13 protein-coding genes are annotated in these 16384 nt (G+C 68.5%); 4 read left to right on the top strand and 9 right to left on the bottom strand.

Annotated elements, in window-relative coordinates:
• Positions 1-96: 96 nt before the first annotated feature.
• Positions 97-3024, bottom strand: coding sequence for a TonB-dependent receptor (locus ISP14_RS07575; RefSeq protein WP_404537751.1), 2928 nt, complete (start codon positions 3022-3024; stop codon positions 97-99).
• A 461-nt stretch (positions 3025-3485) separates the two neighbouring features.
• Between ISP14_RS07575 and ISP14_RS07570 the strand changes: the two genes are divergently transcribed.
• Both ISP14_RS07570 and rhtA read left to right on the top strand, forming a co-directional pair.
• A complete protein-coding gene (locus ISP14_RS07570) occupies positions 3486-5102 on the top strand; it encodes an alpha-glucosidase family protein (protein ID WP_404537749.1) in 1617 nt (538 codons plus the stop codon).
• Between the two features lie 112 nt (positions 5103-5214).
• Positions 5215-6096 carry a threonine/homoserine exporter RhtA gene (gene rhtA / locus ISP14_RS07565; protein WP_404537747.1) on the top strand — a complete coding sequence of 294 codons (882 nt, stop codon included), beginning with the start codon at positions 5215-5217 and terminating at the stop codon, positions 6094-6096.
• A 24-nt stretch (positions 6097-6120) separates the two neighbouring features.
• On the opposite strand, the gene ISP14_RS07560 is transcribed toward rhtA, so the two are convergent.
• Positions 6121-7071, bottom strand: a complete 951-nt coding sequence (locus ISP14_RS07560) for an alpha/beta hydrolase (protein WP_404537745.1) — start codon at positions 7069-7071, stop codon at positions 6121-6123.
• A gap of 169 nt (positions 7072-7240) precedes the next feature.
• On the opposite strand from ISP14_RS07560, the gene ISP14_RS07555 reads away from it, so the two are divergent.
• The gene (locus ISP14_RS07555) at positions 7241-8215 is read left to right on the top strand and encodes an AraC family transcriptional regulator (protein WP_404537743.1); all 975 of its coding nucleotides are present in this window, start codon (positions 7241-7243) and stop codon (positions 8213-8215) included.
• 42 nt (positions 8216-8257) lie between these two features.
• Here ISP14_RS07555 and bioC read toward each other — a convergent pair whose 3' ends face one another.
• From bioC to bioB, 5 genes are read right to left on the bottom strand one after another with little or no spacing between them, the layout of a single operon-like run.
• Positions 8258-9139, bottom strand: coding sequence for a malonyl-ACP O-methyltransferase BioC (gene bioC / locus ISP14_RS07550; protein WP_404537742.1), 882 nt, complete (start codon positions 9137-9139; stop codon positions 8258-8260).
• Complete coding sequence (bioH, locus tag ISP14_RS07545) at positions 9132-9905, bottom strand: pimeloyl-ACP methyl ester esterase BioH (protein ID WP_404537740.1); 774 nt, start codon at positions 9903-9905, stop codon at positions 9132-9134. Before bioH ends, bioC begins: the two co-directional genes overlap by 8 nt.
• Positions 9902-10810 carry a sulfurtransferase gene (locus ISP14_RS07540; protein WP_404537738.1) on the bottom strand — a complete coding sequence of 303 codons (909 nt, stop codon included), beginning with the start codon at positions 10808-10810 and terminating at the stop codon, positions 9902-9904. The genes bioH and ISP14_RS07540 overlap by 4 nt, the downstream gene beginning before the upstream one ends.
• Positions 10811-10838: 28 nt before the next feature.
• Positions 10839-12083: an 8-amino-7-oxononanoate synthase gene (gene bioF, locus ISP14_RS07535; RefSeq protein WP_404537736.1), complete on the bottom strand. Its 1245-nt coding sequence runs from the start codon at positions 12081-12083 to the stop codon at positions 10839-10841.
• Positions 12055-13098: a biotin synthase BioB gene (gene bioB, locus ISP14_RS07530; RefSeq protein WP_404537734.1), complete on the bottom strand. Its 1044-nt coding sequence runs from the start codon at positions 13096-13098 to the stop codon at positions 12055-12057. Before bioB ends, bioF begins: the two co-directional genes overlap by 29 nt.
• A 134-nt stretch (positions 13099-13232) precedes the next feature.
• On the opposite strand from bioB, the gene ISP14_RS07525 reads away from it, so the two are divergent.
• Positions 13233-13964 carry a ComF family protein gene (locus ISP14_RS07525; protein ID WP_404537733.1) on the top strand — a complete coding sequence of 244 codons (732 nt, stop codon included), beginning with the start codon at positions 13233-13235 and terminating at the stop codon, positions 13962-13964.
• An 80-nt stretch (positions 13965-14044) separates the two neighbouring features.
• Here ISP14_RS07525 and ubiA read toward each other — a convergent pair whose 3' ends face one another.
• Positions 14045-14938, bottom strand: a complete 894-nt coding sequence (gene ubiA / locus ISP14_RS07520; protein WP_404537832.1) for a 4-hydroxybenzoate octaprenyltransferase — start codon at positions 14936-14938, stop codon at positions 14045-14047.
• A 257-nt stretch (positions 14939-15195) separates the two neighbouring features.
• Positions 15196-16236, bottom strand: coding sequence for a polysaccharide deacetylase family protein (locus ISP14_RS07515; protein WP_404537730.1), 1041 nt, complete (start codon positions 16234-16236; stop codon positions 15196-15198).
• Between the last annotated feature and the right edge of the window lie 148 nt (positions 16237-16384).

Below are 16384 nucleotides of genomic sequence, written 5' to 3'. Positions count from 1 at the left end.
GACCCCATCGCGCGTGTCGGCTCCGTCGAAAAAAGGCCCCGCTGGTTTGCACGCAGCGGGGCACGGGGGAGTTGCGCGGATCTTGCGTGTTACCGCCTACTGGAACTTGTACGAGACACCCACCGAGTAGGTGCGGCCGTAGCGTTCCCAGGTCAGCACCTGGCGGGGATCGTTGTTCTGGTACGTGGTGAAGATCTTGTTCGACAGGTTCGACCCCGTCGCGATCAGGGTCAGGCCCTTGAACGTGCCGTTGTCGAACGTGTAGCTCACCTGTGCGTCGTAGGTGCTGCCGCCCTTCAGCGTCTGCTCGATGCGCGTGGCGCTGATGCCCGCCACCTCGCCGAGGAAGTCGGACCGGTAGCTGTCGCTGATGCGCGCCTCGAAGCCGTTGTGCTGGTAGTACAGCGTACCGTTGGCGACCCACTTCGACAGGCCGGGCACGGTGATCGGCGCGGCATTGCCGGCGTACACCAGCGAACTCCGGGTGCGGTTGGCGGTGAGGATGGTGCCGAAGCCGTCGAGCACCGGGCTGACCAGGTTGAAGGGCAGGTTCAGGGTGCCCTGGATGCCCTTGACGTAGCCGCGGCCGTCATTGGTCGGGCCGCTCACGATGCCGAGGGGGGTGCCCAGCTGGCTCAACTGCGCCGGGGTCAGGGTGAACGGCAGGAAGGGGCTGAAGTCGTACAGGAAGGACGCGTTCGGATTGATGTAGTCGTGCAGGTCGATGAAGTAACCCGACACCGAGAAGTAGCCGCCGCCGCCGCTGCGGCACAGGTCCGAGTTCTTCTGGTCGGTGGAATTGCACTGGAAGCCCGAGGCCGGTCCCGAGAAGTAGTGCTCGTAGCTGATGTTGTAGTTGTCAGCCATGGTGGGCGTGAGCTTCGGATTGCCGCCCGAAGCACTGAAGAACGCCTGGTTCGGGTTGGTGCTCTGCAAGAGGGTGAAGTTGCCGCTCACCCCGAGGCCGGCGTTCATCTGGTCCATGCGCGGGCGGGCCAGGGTGCGGGCGGCACTGACGCGCAGGTCGTCGTTGTCGGTGAAGCCGAAGATCAGGTTCGCGCTGGGCAGGTAGCGGGTGTAGCTGGTGCTGCCGGATACCGGGATCAGCGTGATCGCGTTGCCGGTGGTGGCGCTGCCCGGCGCCACGCGCTCGCCTTCGGCACGCTGCGCGGTGTGCTGCATCTGCATGCCGAAGTTGCCGCGCAGGCTGATGCCGCCCAGGGTGGTGTCGAGGTTGAACTGGATGTACGGAGTGAAGACGTTCTCATGCGTCTTCCAGTTCGGCGGCGTGCCGGTGTTGGAGCCGAAGGTAGGCACGTTGACCAGGCTGCCGTTGTCGATCAGGGCAAACGGGTTGTAGCAAAGCTCCGGGCCGATGCCCATCCACGACAGCGGGTCGCAGCTGCTGCCACCCTGGATCGGCGCGGTCTTGACGGCATTGCCGCCGCTGAGGGTGCCGCCGCCCAGGGTCAGGAAGGCCTGGTCGATGTTGTAGGTCTTGTTGCGGCGGCTGTTGCTGACGCCGAACTCCATGCTGGAGAACGGACCGCTGGCGAAGCTGCGTTCCACCGCGATGCGCATGTTGGCGAGGTAGTCGACGGTGCGCGGCGCATTGATGAAGCCGGCCTGCACCACGTTGCTGCCCGCACCCCAGCCCTGTGGGTCGGTCAGCATCACGCCCTGGGTGTAGTTCAGCGACGGGCTGAGATAGAGCATGCCGTTGCCCAGCTCGTTGAAGCCCACGGTGTCGAGCGCGCCGCCGCTGGCGCCGTAGCCGGTGCCGGAATAGCTTTCGAGATCGACGTCGTGGCGGGTGGCGCGCGAGTAGTTCGCGTCGGCGTCCACCGACCAGTTCTCGTTGATGGTGAACTTGTTGTCCCAGTTGAGGTTGTAGACCCGGGCGCTGGTGCTGTTGTAGTCGTTGCGGATCACCGGCTTGACGTTGCCGTAGGCGCCGCTCTGCACGAAGCCGCCGCCGTTGATCTCGGAATCCGGCACCACCACGCCACCAGGCTGCAGCTGCGCCGAGCTGTAGTACAGCGGCAACTCCATGCCCTTGGCCTGCTGGGTTTCCTTGAAGTTGTCGTAGGTGAGGTCGAGGGTGCCGGTGTAGAACTCGCTCGGCTGCCATTCCACGGTGGCGAGCACGCCGTTGCGCTTCATCGAGTCGGTGATGCCGTAGTTCTTCGAACCGCCGATCACGGCATTACCGTTCGGATCGGTCGCGTAGCCCCACGGTGCCTGGTGCTCGATCTGCGAGGGGTTGTCCTCCAGGTCCACGCCCAGGGTCACGCCGACGGTATGGTCGGCGAACTGGTCCACCCACACGCCGTTGAGGTTGCGGCCGGAATTGCTGACGCCCTTGCCCTCGGCCAGCTGGGACATGTCGTTCCAGATGTACTTGGCGTTCACCGCCGCCTCGGGGCCGGACTTGTCCAGTGGGCGGATCGTGTGCATGTCCACCGTGCCGGTGAGGCCCTGGCCGACCAGGTCGGCCTGCGGGCTGAGGTGCACCACCACGTTGTCGAACCAGCTCGACGGGTACTGGTCGAACTGCACGTCGCGGTTGTTGGAGGTCGACACCTGCTGACCGCCGTTGATCAGCGCGGTGGAGAAGTCGGGGCCGAGGCCGTGGATGGTCAGCACCTGCGGGCGGCCGTCCACGGTTTGCACCGCGAGGCCGGGCAGGCGGCCCAGCGTGTCGGCGATGGAGGTGCCGGGCAGCTTGCCGACCTGTTCGGCCGAGACCGCCTCGACGATGGAGTCGGAGTTTTTCTTCAGCGCGGTGGAGTTCTCGATGCTGCTGACGAAGCCGTTCACCTGCACGCCCTGCATCTGCTTCGCCTTGTCCTTCTTGTCCCGCGGGGACAAGGGATTCGTGCTGGTGGTCTGGTCGCTGGTGCTGGTGCTCTGCTGGGTGTCCTGTTGCTGCGCGGCGGGCGCAGGCGCGGTGGCGGCATTGGCCGCGGCGCAGGCGCCGAAGCAGGCCGATGCGATCGCCATGGCCAGCAGTTTGTGTTTCATCAGCATGTTTCGTCTCCCCACGAAATGGTCGTTGTCGTTGTCGCGGTGCGGACCGTTGACGGGTTCCATTGGCGACGGTCGCCGGCAGCCGGCTTGCGCCTGTGTGTGCCGATCGCTTGACCGCATGGTAGGGCGGTGTTTTTGGCGCGAACGATTCATGCATACGTATTCATGGCGCGGTGAAAACGTGCTTGTCGCGACGCAGCATGGCGCCGCTGCGCGCGTCGCCACGGGATGGCGCGCACCGCGCAAACCCGCCCTGCGCCTGCGTCGGCGCGGCGGGTTGTCGCCGGACGGAAATGGTTTGGACGTTCATTGGTCACGAACGCATGACGCGACTGCAGCATCCATGAATACGTATGCAGCGCTGTGCGGTATCGGCATGGCCAGCCACTAAGCTGGGCGCCGTTCGACGACAGGCGCCCGGGAAGGTCGTCTGCCTCACGTCATGGGGTCCAGCAATGACCGACACACCGTGGTGGCGCGGAGCCGTCATCTACCAGATCTACCCGCGCAGTTTCCTCGACACCGACGGCGACGGCGTGGGCGACCTGCCCGGCATCATCGAGCGGCTCGACTACGTGGCCGGTCTGGGCGTGGACGCGATCTGGATCGCGCCGTTCTTCCGCTCGCCGATGGCGGACTTCGGCTACGACATCGCCGACCCCTGCGACGTCGATCCGTTGTTCGGCACGCTCGCCGACTTCGACCGCCTGCTCGGCGAGGCGCATGCGCGCGGCCTCAAGGTGATGATCGACCAGGTGCTCAGCCACACTTCGGCCGAACACGCCTGGTTCGGGGAGAGCCGGCAGAGCCGCGACAACCCGAAGGCCGACTGGTACGTGTGGGCCGATGCGAAGCAGGATGGCACGCCGCCCAACAACTGGCTCTCGATCTTCGGCGGCCCGGCCTGGCGCTGGGAGCCGCGGCGCGGCCAGTACTACCTGCACAACTTCCTCGCCGCCCAGCCCGACCTCAATTTCCACAACCCGGCAGTGCGTGCGGCGGTGCTGGACAACCTGCGCTTCTGGCTGGATCGCGGCGTCGACGGCTTCCGGCTGGATTCGATCAACTTCTGCTTCCACGATGCGCAGCTGCGCGACAACCCGGCGAAGCCGAAGGCCGAGCGCACCGGGCGTGGTTTCAGCGCCGACAACCCCTACGCGTTCCAATACCACTACTACAACAACACGCGCCCCGAGAACCTCGCCTTCCTGCGCGAACTGCGTGCGCTGATGGACCGCTATCCCAACATTGCCACGCTGGGCGAGATCTCCTCGGAGGATTCGCTGGCCACGATGGCCGAATACACCAGCGGCCACCGCCTGCACATGGGCTACAGCTTCGAGCTGCTCACCGACGATTTCAGCGCCGCTTACATCCGCGACACGGTGCGTGCGCAGGAAGCGAAGATGAGCGAAGGCTGGCCGTGCTGGGCGATCTCCAACCACGACGTGGAGCGCGTGCTCAGCCGCTGGGGCAACGGCGATGCGTCGGCTGCGATGGCCAACCAGCTCACCGCACTGGTCTGCTCGCTGCGCGGTTCGGTCTGCGTGTACCAGGGCGAGGAACTCGGCCTGACCGAGGCGGAGCTGCCCTACGAGGCGCTGCGCGATCCCTACGGCATCGCGTTCTGGCCCGAGTTCAAGGGCCGCGACGGCTGCCGCACGCCGATGCCGTGGGACGACGGCGAGCACGCCGGCTTCAGCCACGCCACGCCGTGGCTGCCGGTACCGCCCGAACACCGCGCGCTGGACGTGGCGCGCCAGCAGGTCGATCCCGCTTCCGCACTCAACGGCTATCGCAGCTTCATGCACTGGCGCCGTGGGCAGCCTGCGCTGCGCAGCGGTGCCATCCACTTCCTCGACACCCCCGAGCCGGTGCTGGCCTTCGTGCGCGAACTGGGCGGGGAGAAGGTGCTGGTGGTGTTCAACCTGTCGGCTGTGCCGGTGGAGTTCGCACTGCCGTTGCCCGGAACGTTGCAGCTGCTGCAAGGCCACGGCCTGGCGGCAGGCACGCTTGACGGCGAGCGCCTGCGCCTGCCGGCCAACGGCAGCCTGTTCGCGCGGATCGACTAGCGCGTCACGGCCGTCGCTGCTGCCAGCCGCTGTCAGCAGTATCGGGCTGGCGGGATGGGCTTTGTGCACGGGCGCAGGCATCATGGCGGCCCGTCCCTGACTATCATCGCCAGTGTCTGCGCACACCTCCCGTGCTTCCGTGCTGTTCGCGGTCGGCATGCTGCTGGTCAGCATGGCCTCGTACCAGTTCGGTGCCGCGCTGGCCAAGCAGCTGTTTCCCGCGATCGGTGCGCAAGGCGCCACCGCCTGTCGGCTGGGCCTGGGCGCGGTGATCCTGCTGCTGGTGCGGCGGCCCTGGCGCTCGTGGCAGCGCGGTCGCGACCTGCGTGCGCTGTGGGGCTACGGCTTGTCGATCGGCGTGATGAACCTGGTGTTCTACATGTCGCTGCGCACGATTCCGCTGGGCATCGCGGTGGCGCTGGAGTTCACCGGGCCGCTGGCGCTGGCGCTGTTCGGCTCGCGCCGCCTGCTGGATTTCATCTGGATCGCGCTGGTCGTTGCGGGCCTGCTCCTGCTGCTGCCGCTGCGCGGGCAGGTGCATGCGCTCGATCCGGTCGGCGTGCTGTACGCACTCGCCGCGGGCGTGGGCTGGGCGTGCTACATCGTGCTGGGTCAGCGCGCCGGCAGCGCGCACGGCGGCGATGCGGTGACCTGGGGCACCTCGATCGCGGCGCTGCTGGCGATCCCGGTCGGCGTGGCACACGCCGGCAGCGCGCTGTTCAACCCGGCGCTGCTGCCGTTTGCACTGGGTGTGGCCGTACTCAGTTCCGCCCTGCCGTATTCGCTGGAGATGGTGGCGCTGACGCGCCTGCCGACGCGCAGCTTCGGCACCTTGCTGAGCCTGGAGCCGGCATTCGCCGCGCTGGCCGGTGTGGTACTGCTCGGCGAGCATTTGAGCGTGCTGCAGTGGCTGGCGATCGTGGCGATCATCGTGGCGGCGGCGGGTACCGCGCTCAGCGTGCGCAAGCCAGTGGCGGAGCCGCTGGTGAATTGAGCGGATACCGGCGGGAAGGCCGGATCAGCGGGCAGTCACCTCCCGATAGAACGCGTCGATGGCATCCACCATCTGCGCCAGCCCCGGCTGCTCCAGCGGATAGTGTCCGGCGTTGTCGAGCATGGTGACCTGCACCGGCACTTTCCGAATGCGCTTGAGGAAGGGTTCGCTGAGATGCCGGGGTGTCCAGCGGTCCGCCGCGGGCTGGGTCAGCAGGATCGGGCAGACGTCGAAATCCTCTGGCTCGGTCACGGGCCGATACGAGAGATAGGCACTGAGGAAAGCCATCGTCATGGCGTTGCCCGCGGAGCGGCGGTCGGACAGCCAGACCTTGAGCGCGGCCTTGTCGTTGAGCAGTGCCGACATCTTGCTGGCCACCGTCATGGGCAGGCGCAGCGCCCTCAATGGCGTCTTCGCGGCGAGATTCATCATCGCGCCGCCCACGCGGCCCATGAACGGGTTGCGGGCGGTTTCGTCACGCACCTGCCGCAGGCGCTGGTCGAGGAAGGTCATCCCGACGATGCCTTTCACTCTCTTGTTCATCGCTGCGACGTGATAGGTGAGCATGCCGCCCGCGCTCAGTCCGTACAGCACGATGGGGCGATTGTCGCGCACAAGTTCGGTGTCGATGAGCGCGCTGCCGACGCGTACCCAGTCGTCGTAGCGCACCAGTGCGCCCGGGGCCGCTTCGGTCATGCCGTAGCCGGGCATGTCGACCGCGATCGTCTCGTAGCCGCGGCGCGCCAGCGGTTCGCCCAGGATCATCGACATCTGCCGCCCGTTGGTGCCGACGCCATGGAACAGGATGACCTTCACCCCGGCCTGCGCGTTGCGGTAAGTGTCGAGGTGGAGGCGATGGCCGTTCCAGTTCCACCATTCCTCCTGCGGCAGCTGGTCGGCTGTCCACTGGAAGTCGGGCGGGAGAAATTTCTGCATGTCGCGCCAGACGGGCTGGTCGGCGTAGGTCATGGGCATGGCGGTGGCCTCGGTCGGATGGAGGGCTTGGGACGCCCGCATCTTCGTCCGGCGCCCTCCGGCGATCGATGCCCGGATGGGCCAATCGCTTTAGAATCCGGGCCAATCTGTCGAGGGGCTTGCCGTGAGCCACTGGAATGTCGCGCGAAGTCCGGCCTCGGTCCTGCTCATGCTCGCGTACGGGCGCAGCCGGAAGATCGCGCCCGCGGCCTTGCTCAAAGGCTCGCGACTCACGCCGAGGCAACTGGCCGATCCCGATTTCACGCTGCAGACCGCGCAGGAGATGGCCGTCGCCGCGAACCTGCTGGCGCTGACCGGCCACGAGCCCGACCTGGGCCTGAAGCTCGGCTTGTCCTACCAGCTTTCGGCTTACGGGCTGCTGGGCTTCGGGCTGTTGAGCAGCGCCACCGGCATGGCGGCCATCGCCTTCGCGCGCCGCTACCTGGCGCTGACGTTCGCCTATGTCGGGATGGCATATCGCCGTGCCGGGCAGTGCGACACGATCACCTTCGAGCCGTCGCCGGAGCTGTCGGCGGATCTGCAGCGCTTCTTCGTGGGGCGCGCCATGGGCGCCACCTGCCGTGTGCTGCGCGACGTCATCGGCAGCGATTTCGAGCTCGTGTCATTCGACCTCGCCTTTGCCAGCGAACCGGGCGGAAAGAGCCACGTATTGGGTGCGAAGCTGCGGCATGGCCGCCGTGCGAATGCGCTGGTGTTCGGGCATGCCCAGCTCGAACGGTCCCTGCCTCAGGCGAATCCGGCCACCGCGGCGATGTGCGAGCGCATGTGCGCCGAATTGCTGTCGCGCCGCCGGACCCGTCTGGACATCGTGTCCTTCCTGCAGGAATACCTGGCCACGCATGCGTTCGAAGGGCCGCCGCAATTGAAAGACGTCGCGGCGCTGCTCAACACCAGCGAGCGCACGCTCAAGCGCCGGCTGCAGGCGGAGGGCGCCAGCTTCCGGGACATGTCGAACGCCGCGCGCAAGGCCAGGGCGCAGGCACTCGTTTCCGACAGGCGGCTTTCGATGAAGGAGATCGCCGAGGAACTGGGCTTCAGCGACCTGTCCTCGTTTTCGCAGGCCTACAAGCGCTGGACCGGCGTGGCGCCTAATCTGGCGCGACAGCGGACGGGCAGCGCGTGACGCGATCCGCGCCCAACGACGCATGCGCAGGCAGGTGCAAGTTCAGCGTCGCCGCGAACCGCGCAGGCTGCTGACCGAGAAGCTGGCCATCTCGCCGCCGCCAGCCATGCGCCGCGACTGCCCCGGCGGCGGTCCCCAGGCATGCGCGGTCACCACCTCCCATGTGGCGGGGATGCGGCCGTCCACCCGCATCGCCTCGTAGGCGGCGAGCATGGCGCGGTAGTGCGACTTGCCGGTGAGGTGGCGTTCGCGCGCGGCGTCGGCGTGGGTGGCGCCCAGCCCGCGCAGCTCTTCCAGCAGCTTGCGCGGCTCGCTGTAGGTCAGCGTGTAGCGCTCCACGTCCAGCACCGGGTCGCGCAGGCCGGCGTTGAGCATCGCGTCGCCGATGTCGTGCATGTCGAGGAAGCGGCTGACGTGGGAATGGCCGTCCGCCGCGGCCCAGGCCGCGCGCAATTCCTTCAGCGTGTCAGGGCCGAAGGTGGTGAACGCGAGCAGGCCGCCGGGTTTCAGCACGCGCGCGCATTCGCCAAACAGCGCGCCGAGGTCGTCGATCCACTGGAAGCACAGGTTGGAGTGCAGCACGTCCACGCTGTGGTCGGGAAAGGGCAGGGCGGTGGCCTCGGCGCAGACGCGACGGAACGGCTTGAGCCAGCCGCTGTGCGCCTTCGCCTCGCGCAGCATCGGCAGCGCGAGGTCGACCGCGATCACTTCGGCCTTGGCGTAGCGCTGCTTCAGCAGCGCCGTGCCGCGGCCGGTGCCGGCGCCCACGTCGAGCACACGCGCGGGCGCTTCCAGGAAGAAGTCCAGGCGTTCCAGCAACGATTGCTGCACTTCGCGCTGCAACGCGTCGTGCTTTTCGTAGCTGCGCGCGGCGCGGCCGAAGTTGCGGCGCACGCGTTCGCGGTCGAGATGGAATTCACTCATGGAAGCTGTCCAGCAAGGGCTGCAGCGCCTGCGCCACTTCGTCGGCATGCGCCACGAAGGGCGCATGGCCGGCGTGTTCGATCTGCGTATAGCTGCCGTGCGACTGTTGCGCCGACCATGCCATCGCCTGCGGCGGTACCAGCCGGTCGCGGCGGCCGGCAATCCACGCATTGGACTGGCGCAGCGACGGCAGCCGCGTGCGCAGGTCGCTGGTTTCGAGGATGCGGATGCCTTCCTGCAGCACGCGCAGATTGGGTTTGCCGCGGGCGAAGCTGATGTCGCGCAGGTGGCGCAACGCGGCGCGCGGATCGGCGCTGCCCATGGACTCCAGCGCGAGGAAGCGGTCGATAGTGGCGTCGTAGTCGGTTTCCAGGTCCAGCGCGAGCTGGTGCACCAGCGTCGCGTCGCTGCCCCAGGGCCAGCTCTCGTCGCGCGTGAACTTCGGCGTGGCGCACAACATGGCGAGGCCGCGCACCTGCCGCGGCTGCTCCAGTGCGGCCGCGAGCGCGATCAAGCCGCCCAGCGACCAGCCCAGCCAGAGCGCCGGCGGCGTGGCTGCCGCAATGGCCGCCGCGCAGGCGGAAGGTTCCAGCGGCAAGCCGCAGTCGCGCGACCAGCCGTGGCCCGGCAAGTCCACCACGTGCATCGTGCAGCGGTCGGCCAGCGCTTCCGCCAGCGGCGCCAGCACGCCGCCGTGCATCGCCCAGCCGTGCAGCAGCACCAGCGACACGGGGCCGCGGCCGAGTTTCTCGATGTAGAGGCTCATGCCCCGCTCCCATAGAGCAACGCGCCTCTTGCGTTCGCCTCCTCTCCCCTCAGGGGAGAGGATTGAGGTGAGAGGTGGGTGCTCGCGGGAACGTTGCTCAGAGTCGACTCTGATGCGGGTTCGTCGCAAGAGTCGCCCCTCACCCCAGCCCTCTCCCCGGAGGGGAGAGGGAGTGGATTGGCAGGGGCGAGGCGTGCGTCCACCGCGCCGCGTCCGTCGAACACGAAGCAGTCGCCCTGCCAGTGCGTGCCGTCGGTGAGCTCCAGGTATTTCAGGATGCCGCCTTCGAGCTGGTGCACGCGCTCGATGCCGAGGTCCTGCATGTGCAGCGCGGCCTTCTCGCAGCGGATGCCGCCGGTGCAGTACGACACCACGGTCTTGTCCGCGAAACGGTCGCGGTCGGCGGCCACGGCGGCGGGGAAGGCAGTGAAGCTGGCAAGCCGGTAGTCCACCGCGTGCGCGAAGCAGCCTGCGTCGGTTTCGTAGTCGTTGCGCGTATCCAGCATCACCACCTCGCGGCCGTCGTCGTCATGACCCTGGTCCAGCCAGCGCTTCAGCGTGGGCGCGTCCACCGCCGGCGCACGTCCGCCCTCGGGGCGGATCGCCGGCATGTGCATGGTGATGATCTCTTTCTTCAGCCGTACGCGCAGGCGGCCGAACGGCACGTCGTCCGAAAGCGATTCCTTCGCATCCAGTCCGGCGAAGCGCGCATCCGCGCGCAGCCATGCCATGAATGCTCCCACGGCTTCGCGCGGACCGGCGAGGAACAGGTTGATGCCCTCCGGCGCCAGCAGCACGGTGCCCTTCAGCGCCAGCGCCGTGGCGCGTTCGAGCACGCGTTCGCGCAGCGCCGGCAGGTCGTCGAGGCCGACGAAGCGGTAGGCAGCGATGTTGAGGATGGACATGGCGGGGCGGAGAGCGGCAAACAGGCCATTATACGGGGCGGCCTGCGGAGCCGCCCCGCGGCAGCGTGGCAAGCGCGTCCAGCAGGCGGTCCACGTGTTCGTCCTCGTGCGCCGCCGAGAGTGTGATGCGCAGCCGCGCCTGGCCCTGCGGCACCGTGGGCGGGCGGATCGCGGTGACCAGCAGGCCGTGCCGCTCCAGCGCTTGCGCGGCATTCAGCGCGGCCTGCGCATCGCCCAGCAGCAAGGGCTGGATCGCGCTGGGCGAATCCAGCAGCGGCAGGCCGAGCTGTGCCGCGTCGGCGCGGAAACGGGCGATCAGCGCCTGCAGCTTGTCGCGGCGCCAGCCATCGCGGCGCGCCAGCTCCACGGCGGTGCAGGCCGCCGCCGCCAGCGCGGGCGGCATCGCCGTGGTGTAGATGTACGGCCGCGCGAACTGCAGCAGGCCGTCGATCAAGGCGGCGGAGCCTGCCACGAACGCGCCGCTGCAGCCCAGCGCCTTGCCCAGTGTGGCCATCAGCACGGGCACCTCGCGCTGGCCCAGGCTTGCGGCCGCCACGCTGCCGGCGCCATCCGCGCCAAGCACGCCGAGGCCGTGCGCGTCGTCCACCATCAGCGTGGCGTTTTCCCGCGCGCACAAGGCGGCGAGCCTGGCGAGTGGCGCCACATCGCCATCCATGCTGAACACGCCGTCGCTGGCGAGCAGCGCAGCGGCGCCCGGGCGGCTCGCCAGCTGGCGCGCAGCGGCCTCGATGTCGGCGTGCGGATAGCGCTTCAGTTCGGCGCCGGCCAGTTGCGCGCCGTCCAGTAGGCAGGCGTGGTTGAGCTTGTCCTGCACGCAAATGTCGCCACGCGCGAGCAGCGCCTGCATCGTGCCGAGGTTGGCCATGTAGCCGGTGGAAAACAGTAGCGCGCGTTCGCGCCCCGTCCATTCGGCCAGTGCTTCCTCCAGTTGCGCATGCTCGCGGCGATGCCCGCAGACCAGGTGCGCCGAGCCGCTGCCCACACCTTCGTCGTCGGCGGCGCGCTTGAGCGCGGCGATCAGTTGCGGGTGCTGCGCAAGCCCGAGGTAATCGTTGCTGCAGAAACCGAGCAGGCGACGGCCGTCGCTTTCCAGCCACGGGCCTTCCGCATGCTCGATGGTGCGCAGGCGGCGACGCAGGCTGGCATGTTCGCGTTCGGCCGTCTGGGCGGCCAGGCGTTCGATCAGCCCGGCCCGTGTTCCCGGTGCCGGAGGCGTGGCCGTTTCACGCCGCTGCACTGCACCCACACCCATGCCCGCACCCTGCCGGTGCGGCTTGCATGATGTCCGCGTGTGCGGTGCCCGCTTCTTCCACCACTTCCATCGCGTGCAGGTCGAGGCGGCGGAACAGGGCGCGGTCGTGTTCGGTGTCGGGGTTGCCGGTGGTGAGCAGTTTTTCGCCGTAGAAAATCGAGCCGGCGCCGGCGTGGAAGCACAGCGCCTGCACCGCGTCATCCATCTGCTGGCGGCCGGCGGACAGCCGCACGATGGACAGCGGCATCAGGATGCGCGCCACCGCGATGGTGCGCACGAATTCGAACGGGTCGAGCTTTTCGGCGTTGCCCAGCGGCGTGCCGGGTACTGGCACCAGCTGGTTGATCGGCACCGAGTGCGGGTGTTCGGGCAGATTCGCCAATGCCTGCAGCAGGCCGGCGCGCTGCGCGCGCGTCTCGCCCATGCCGACGATGCCGCCGCAGCAGGTCTTGAGGCCGGCGTCGCGCACCTGTTCCAGCGTCTGCAGGCGATCCTGGTATTCGCGGGTGTGGATGATCTCGCCGTAGAACTCCGGCGCGGTATCGATGTTGTGGTTGTAGTAGTCGAGGCCGGCATCCTTGAGCTGCTGCGCGTGGCCGTCGCCGAGCAAGCCCAGGGTGGCGCAGGTTTCCAGGCCGAGGTCCTTCACCGCGCGCACGATTTCCGCGACCTTGGGGATGTCGCGGTCCTTCGGCCCGCGCCACGCCGCGCCCATGCAGAAGCGGCTGGCGCCGGCGGCCTTGGCGGCTTTGGCGCGCGCCAGCACGTCGTCGACCTCCATCAGCTTCTGTGCCTGCACGCCGGTGTCGTAGCGCGCCGCCTGCGGGCAGTAGGCGCAGTCCTCGGGGCAGCCGCCGGTCTTGATCGAGAGCAGGGTGGACACCTGCACCGCGTTCGGGTCGTGGTGCGCGCGGTGGACGGTGTGCGCGCGATGCAGCAGCTCGTTGAACGGCAGCGCGAACAGCGCGGCGACTTCGTCGCGGCTCCAGTCGTGGCGGATGACGGCTTCGGGCATGGGGAGGCTCCGTGGCAGAGGCGGCGAGTGTGGGCAGCGCAGCGCGGCTCGTCAACCGTTCGTACGGGTATTGAGGTTGACGGAGCGTGGATCCGGACTGCCGTTACTATCGATCTGTCCAGCGAGGGATACGCATGGCGATCAGCAGCAAGAAGGCTGCACTGCTCCAATCGTGGCAAGGGCTGCACCGCTGGCTGTTGCCGCTGCGCTGCCTGCTGTGTGGCGCGGCCGGCGAGCATGGCGTGGACCTGTGCACGGCTTGCGCTGCCGAGCTGCCGCGCAACCGCCGTTGCTGCGCCCGCTGCGCCCTGCCATTGCCCGTGCCCGCCGCGCTATGCGGCGCATGCCAGCGTCATGCGCCGCCGTGGGAGGCGGCGTGGGCACCGTTCCGCTACGGCTGGCCGCTGGATCGGCTGGAATCACGCTTCAAGTTCGGCCGCGACCTCGCTGCTGGCCGTGCGCTGGCGACGCTATGGCAGCGCGAGCCGCTGCCGCTGCCGGCGCCCGAATTATTGTTGCCGGTGCCGCTACATGCGGGCCGCCTGCGCCAGCGCGGCTACAACCAGGCGCTGGAGTTGGCGAAGCCACTGGCGCGCCACTGCGGCTTGCCGCTGCGCCACGACGTGCTGCTGCGCAGCCGCGGCACCGCGGCGCAGACCGAACTGGATGCCGCCGCCCGCCGCCGCAATGTGCGCGGCGCCTTCGCCGTGCGCGGCGGCAGCACGTTGCCAGCCCATGTGGCGATCCTAGACGACGTGATGACCACCGGCGCCACCCTGGCCGAATGCAGCCGCCTGCTGAAACAGGCGGGCGTGGCGCGGGTGGATGTGTGGGCGTTGGCGCGGGCGCCATCGCCGCGCGGCTGAAGCCTTGGCGCCTGTTCAGTATCTCCGCATGGCGGCCACGGCAAGGCCACGCGGGCCACGTGGAGATATCGAACAGGCGCTTATTTCACCGCCAGCGCCAGCGCGATGCCGATCCACATCGTGAGTCCCCACCAGTTGTTGTGGCGGAACGCGGCGAGGCAGGCGTCGCGTGCACGGCCGCGGATCAGCCACAGCTGATAGGCAAATAGCCCAGTGGCTGCGATGAGGGCCAGCCAGTACGGCCAGCCCAGGTGTGCGCGCTGGCCCACGAAGACCATCGCCAGCAACAGCGTGGCCATCAGCACGCCGATGATGGGCAGGTCGGCGTCGCCGAACAGGATCGCGGTGGATTTCGCGCCGGCGGTGAGGTCGTCGTCGCGGTCCACCATCGCGTATTCGGTGTCGTACACCACCGACCACAGGATGTTGGCGATGAACAGCAGCCAGCCCAGCGGCGGCACCGTGCCCGCCACCGCGGCGAACGCCATCGGGATGGACCAGCCGAACGCGGCGCCCAGCACCACCTGCGGCAGGTAGGTCCAGCGCTTGGTGAAGGGATAGAGCGCGGCCAGCGCGGCACCGGCGAAGGACAGCTTGATCGTCAGCGCATTGGTGAACAGCACCAGCACGAAGGCGAATACCAGCAGTACCGCAAACACGATCAGCGCCTCGCGCGGCGTCACCCGTCCGCTGGCGATCGGCCGGCCGGCGGTGCGTTCCACTTGCGGGTCCAGCTTGCGGTCGGCGTAGTCGTTGATCGCGCAGCCCGCCGCACGCATCGCGAACACGCCCAGGGTGAAGATCGCCAGCGGCTTCAGCGGCGGCCAGTCGCCGGCCGCCAGCCACAACGCCCACCAGGTCGGCCACAGCAGCAGCAGCGCGCCGATCGGACGATCCATCCGCGTGAGCACGAGATAGTCGCGCGCCTTGTCGCGGTAACGCGGCGGCAGCCGCCCCAGCAGCCAGTCCAGCACGTTGGTGGCGCGTGTCGAGCTGTCGGCCGGGCGCGCTGGGGTGACCGGCGCTTTCGCGCCGCGCGGCGATGTCGAAGGAGCGGATTTGCGCCGCTGGCGCTTGCGCGATGGGGAAGGCATCGGCGCAGTTTAGCGTGCGAGGGTGACAGGGGCGGCGTGATGCGGTGCAGGGAATGGCGCATCGACCGCGTGCTTCCGGCTGGCGAAATCGACGGCGGGCCGTCTTGCCGTTGCCGCGGGCGAAACACGCTCCCGTATCAGGAAATGCGGCTGACCGTGGGGTAGCTCATCAACCCGGGCATGGTCAGCATCGCCGCGAACCAGCCGGCATCCATTTCGCGTTCCACCGGCAGGCGATACAAGGCGTAGCGGTCAGCGGTGCGCGCGAAGTTGGTGCCGCAGATGTAACTGCATGCAGCGCGATAACCGGCTTCCCGGGTGGCCCGCACCACGCGTTCGTCGAACGCCGCGTCGCCGCCGACCGGATAGGACATCAGCGTCGCCGATGCGCCCAGCTCGCGTTCCAGCGCGGCTCTGGACCCACGCAGTTCCGCTTCCAGCTCGTGCTGCGGCAGTTTGGCCAGCATGCGGTGATGCACGCCGTGGGAGCCGATCTCGAAACCGGCTGCGTGCATCTCGCGCAGCTGCGCCCAGCTCATCGGGCGGCAGTCGGGGTGGCTGACTTCGCGCGGCAGGTTCCATGCGGCTTCCAGTCGTGCGATGACGGCCGCCTGGTCGGTGCCGTCGAGCGCCTTCAGGCGGTCCAGCGCCTGCTGCGCCAGGCGACGGCGTGCCGGTCGGTCGGTGGGCATGGCCTGCGCCAGTCCCAGCTCGGGGATGGCCAGCTCGCCGGCCTGCGTGCACAGGATCATGTGCACCAGCCAGTCGTAGGCATACGGTCGGCCGCTGTCGATATGCCCGGTGCAGACGAAGAAGGTGGCCGGTATGCCCAGTTCCCGCAGAACCGGGAAGACGTACCGGTAGTTGTCGTCGTAACCGTCGTCGAAGGTCACGACCACGGTGTTGGCCGGCAGGCGCTCGCCCGCATCCAGCATCGCCAGCACCTGCGTCAGCTGCAGCGGGCGGAAGCGCCGCTGGAGCAGCTGCATCTGCCGCCGGAACCCGTCCAGCGACGCGCTGACCAGCTCCAGGTCGAAATCGAAGCGGTCCGGCTCGGCCAGCGGCAGCACGCGATGATAGGCCAGCACGCGCAGATCCCGGCACAGCCAGCCGCGCGCGTGCTGCAGCAGGCGGAGCAGTCCGCTGCGATAGCACAGCTCGCCCAGGCGTCCGCGCATGCCGGGCCGGATTTCGCTTCGTGCGGGCGGGCTCATCACGGGCGCAGCACCCGCGTGACCCGCCCGGATGGCGGAGTCGGCGATACGTCCTTCACGACGACGACGGCATGGTTTGCTTGCGCGACGGTCATGGCCTTTTCCCCTCGAT

It is taken from the genome of Dyella agri, from assembly GCF_044904705.1.
Lineage (GTDB): Bacteria > Pseudomonadota > Gammaproteobacteria > Xanthomonadales > Rhodanobacteraceae > Rhodanobacter_A > Rhodanobacter_A agri.
Note: the sequence above shows the minus strand (reverse complement) of the source record. Positions and strands in the feature narration are given on the sequence as shown.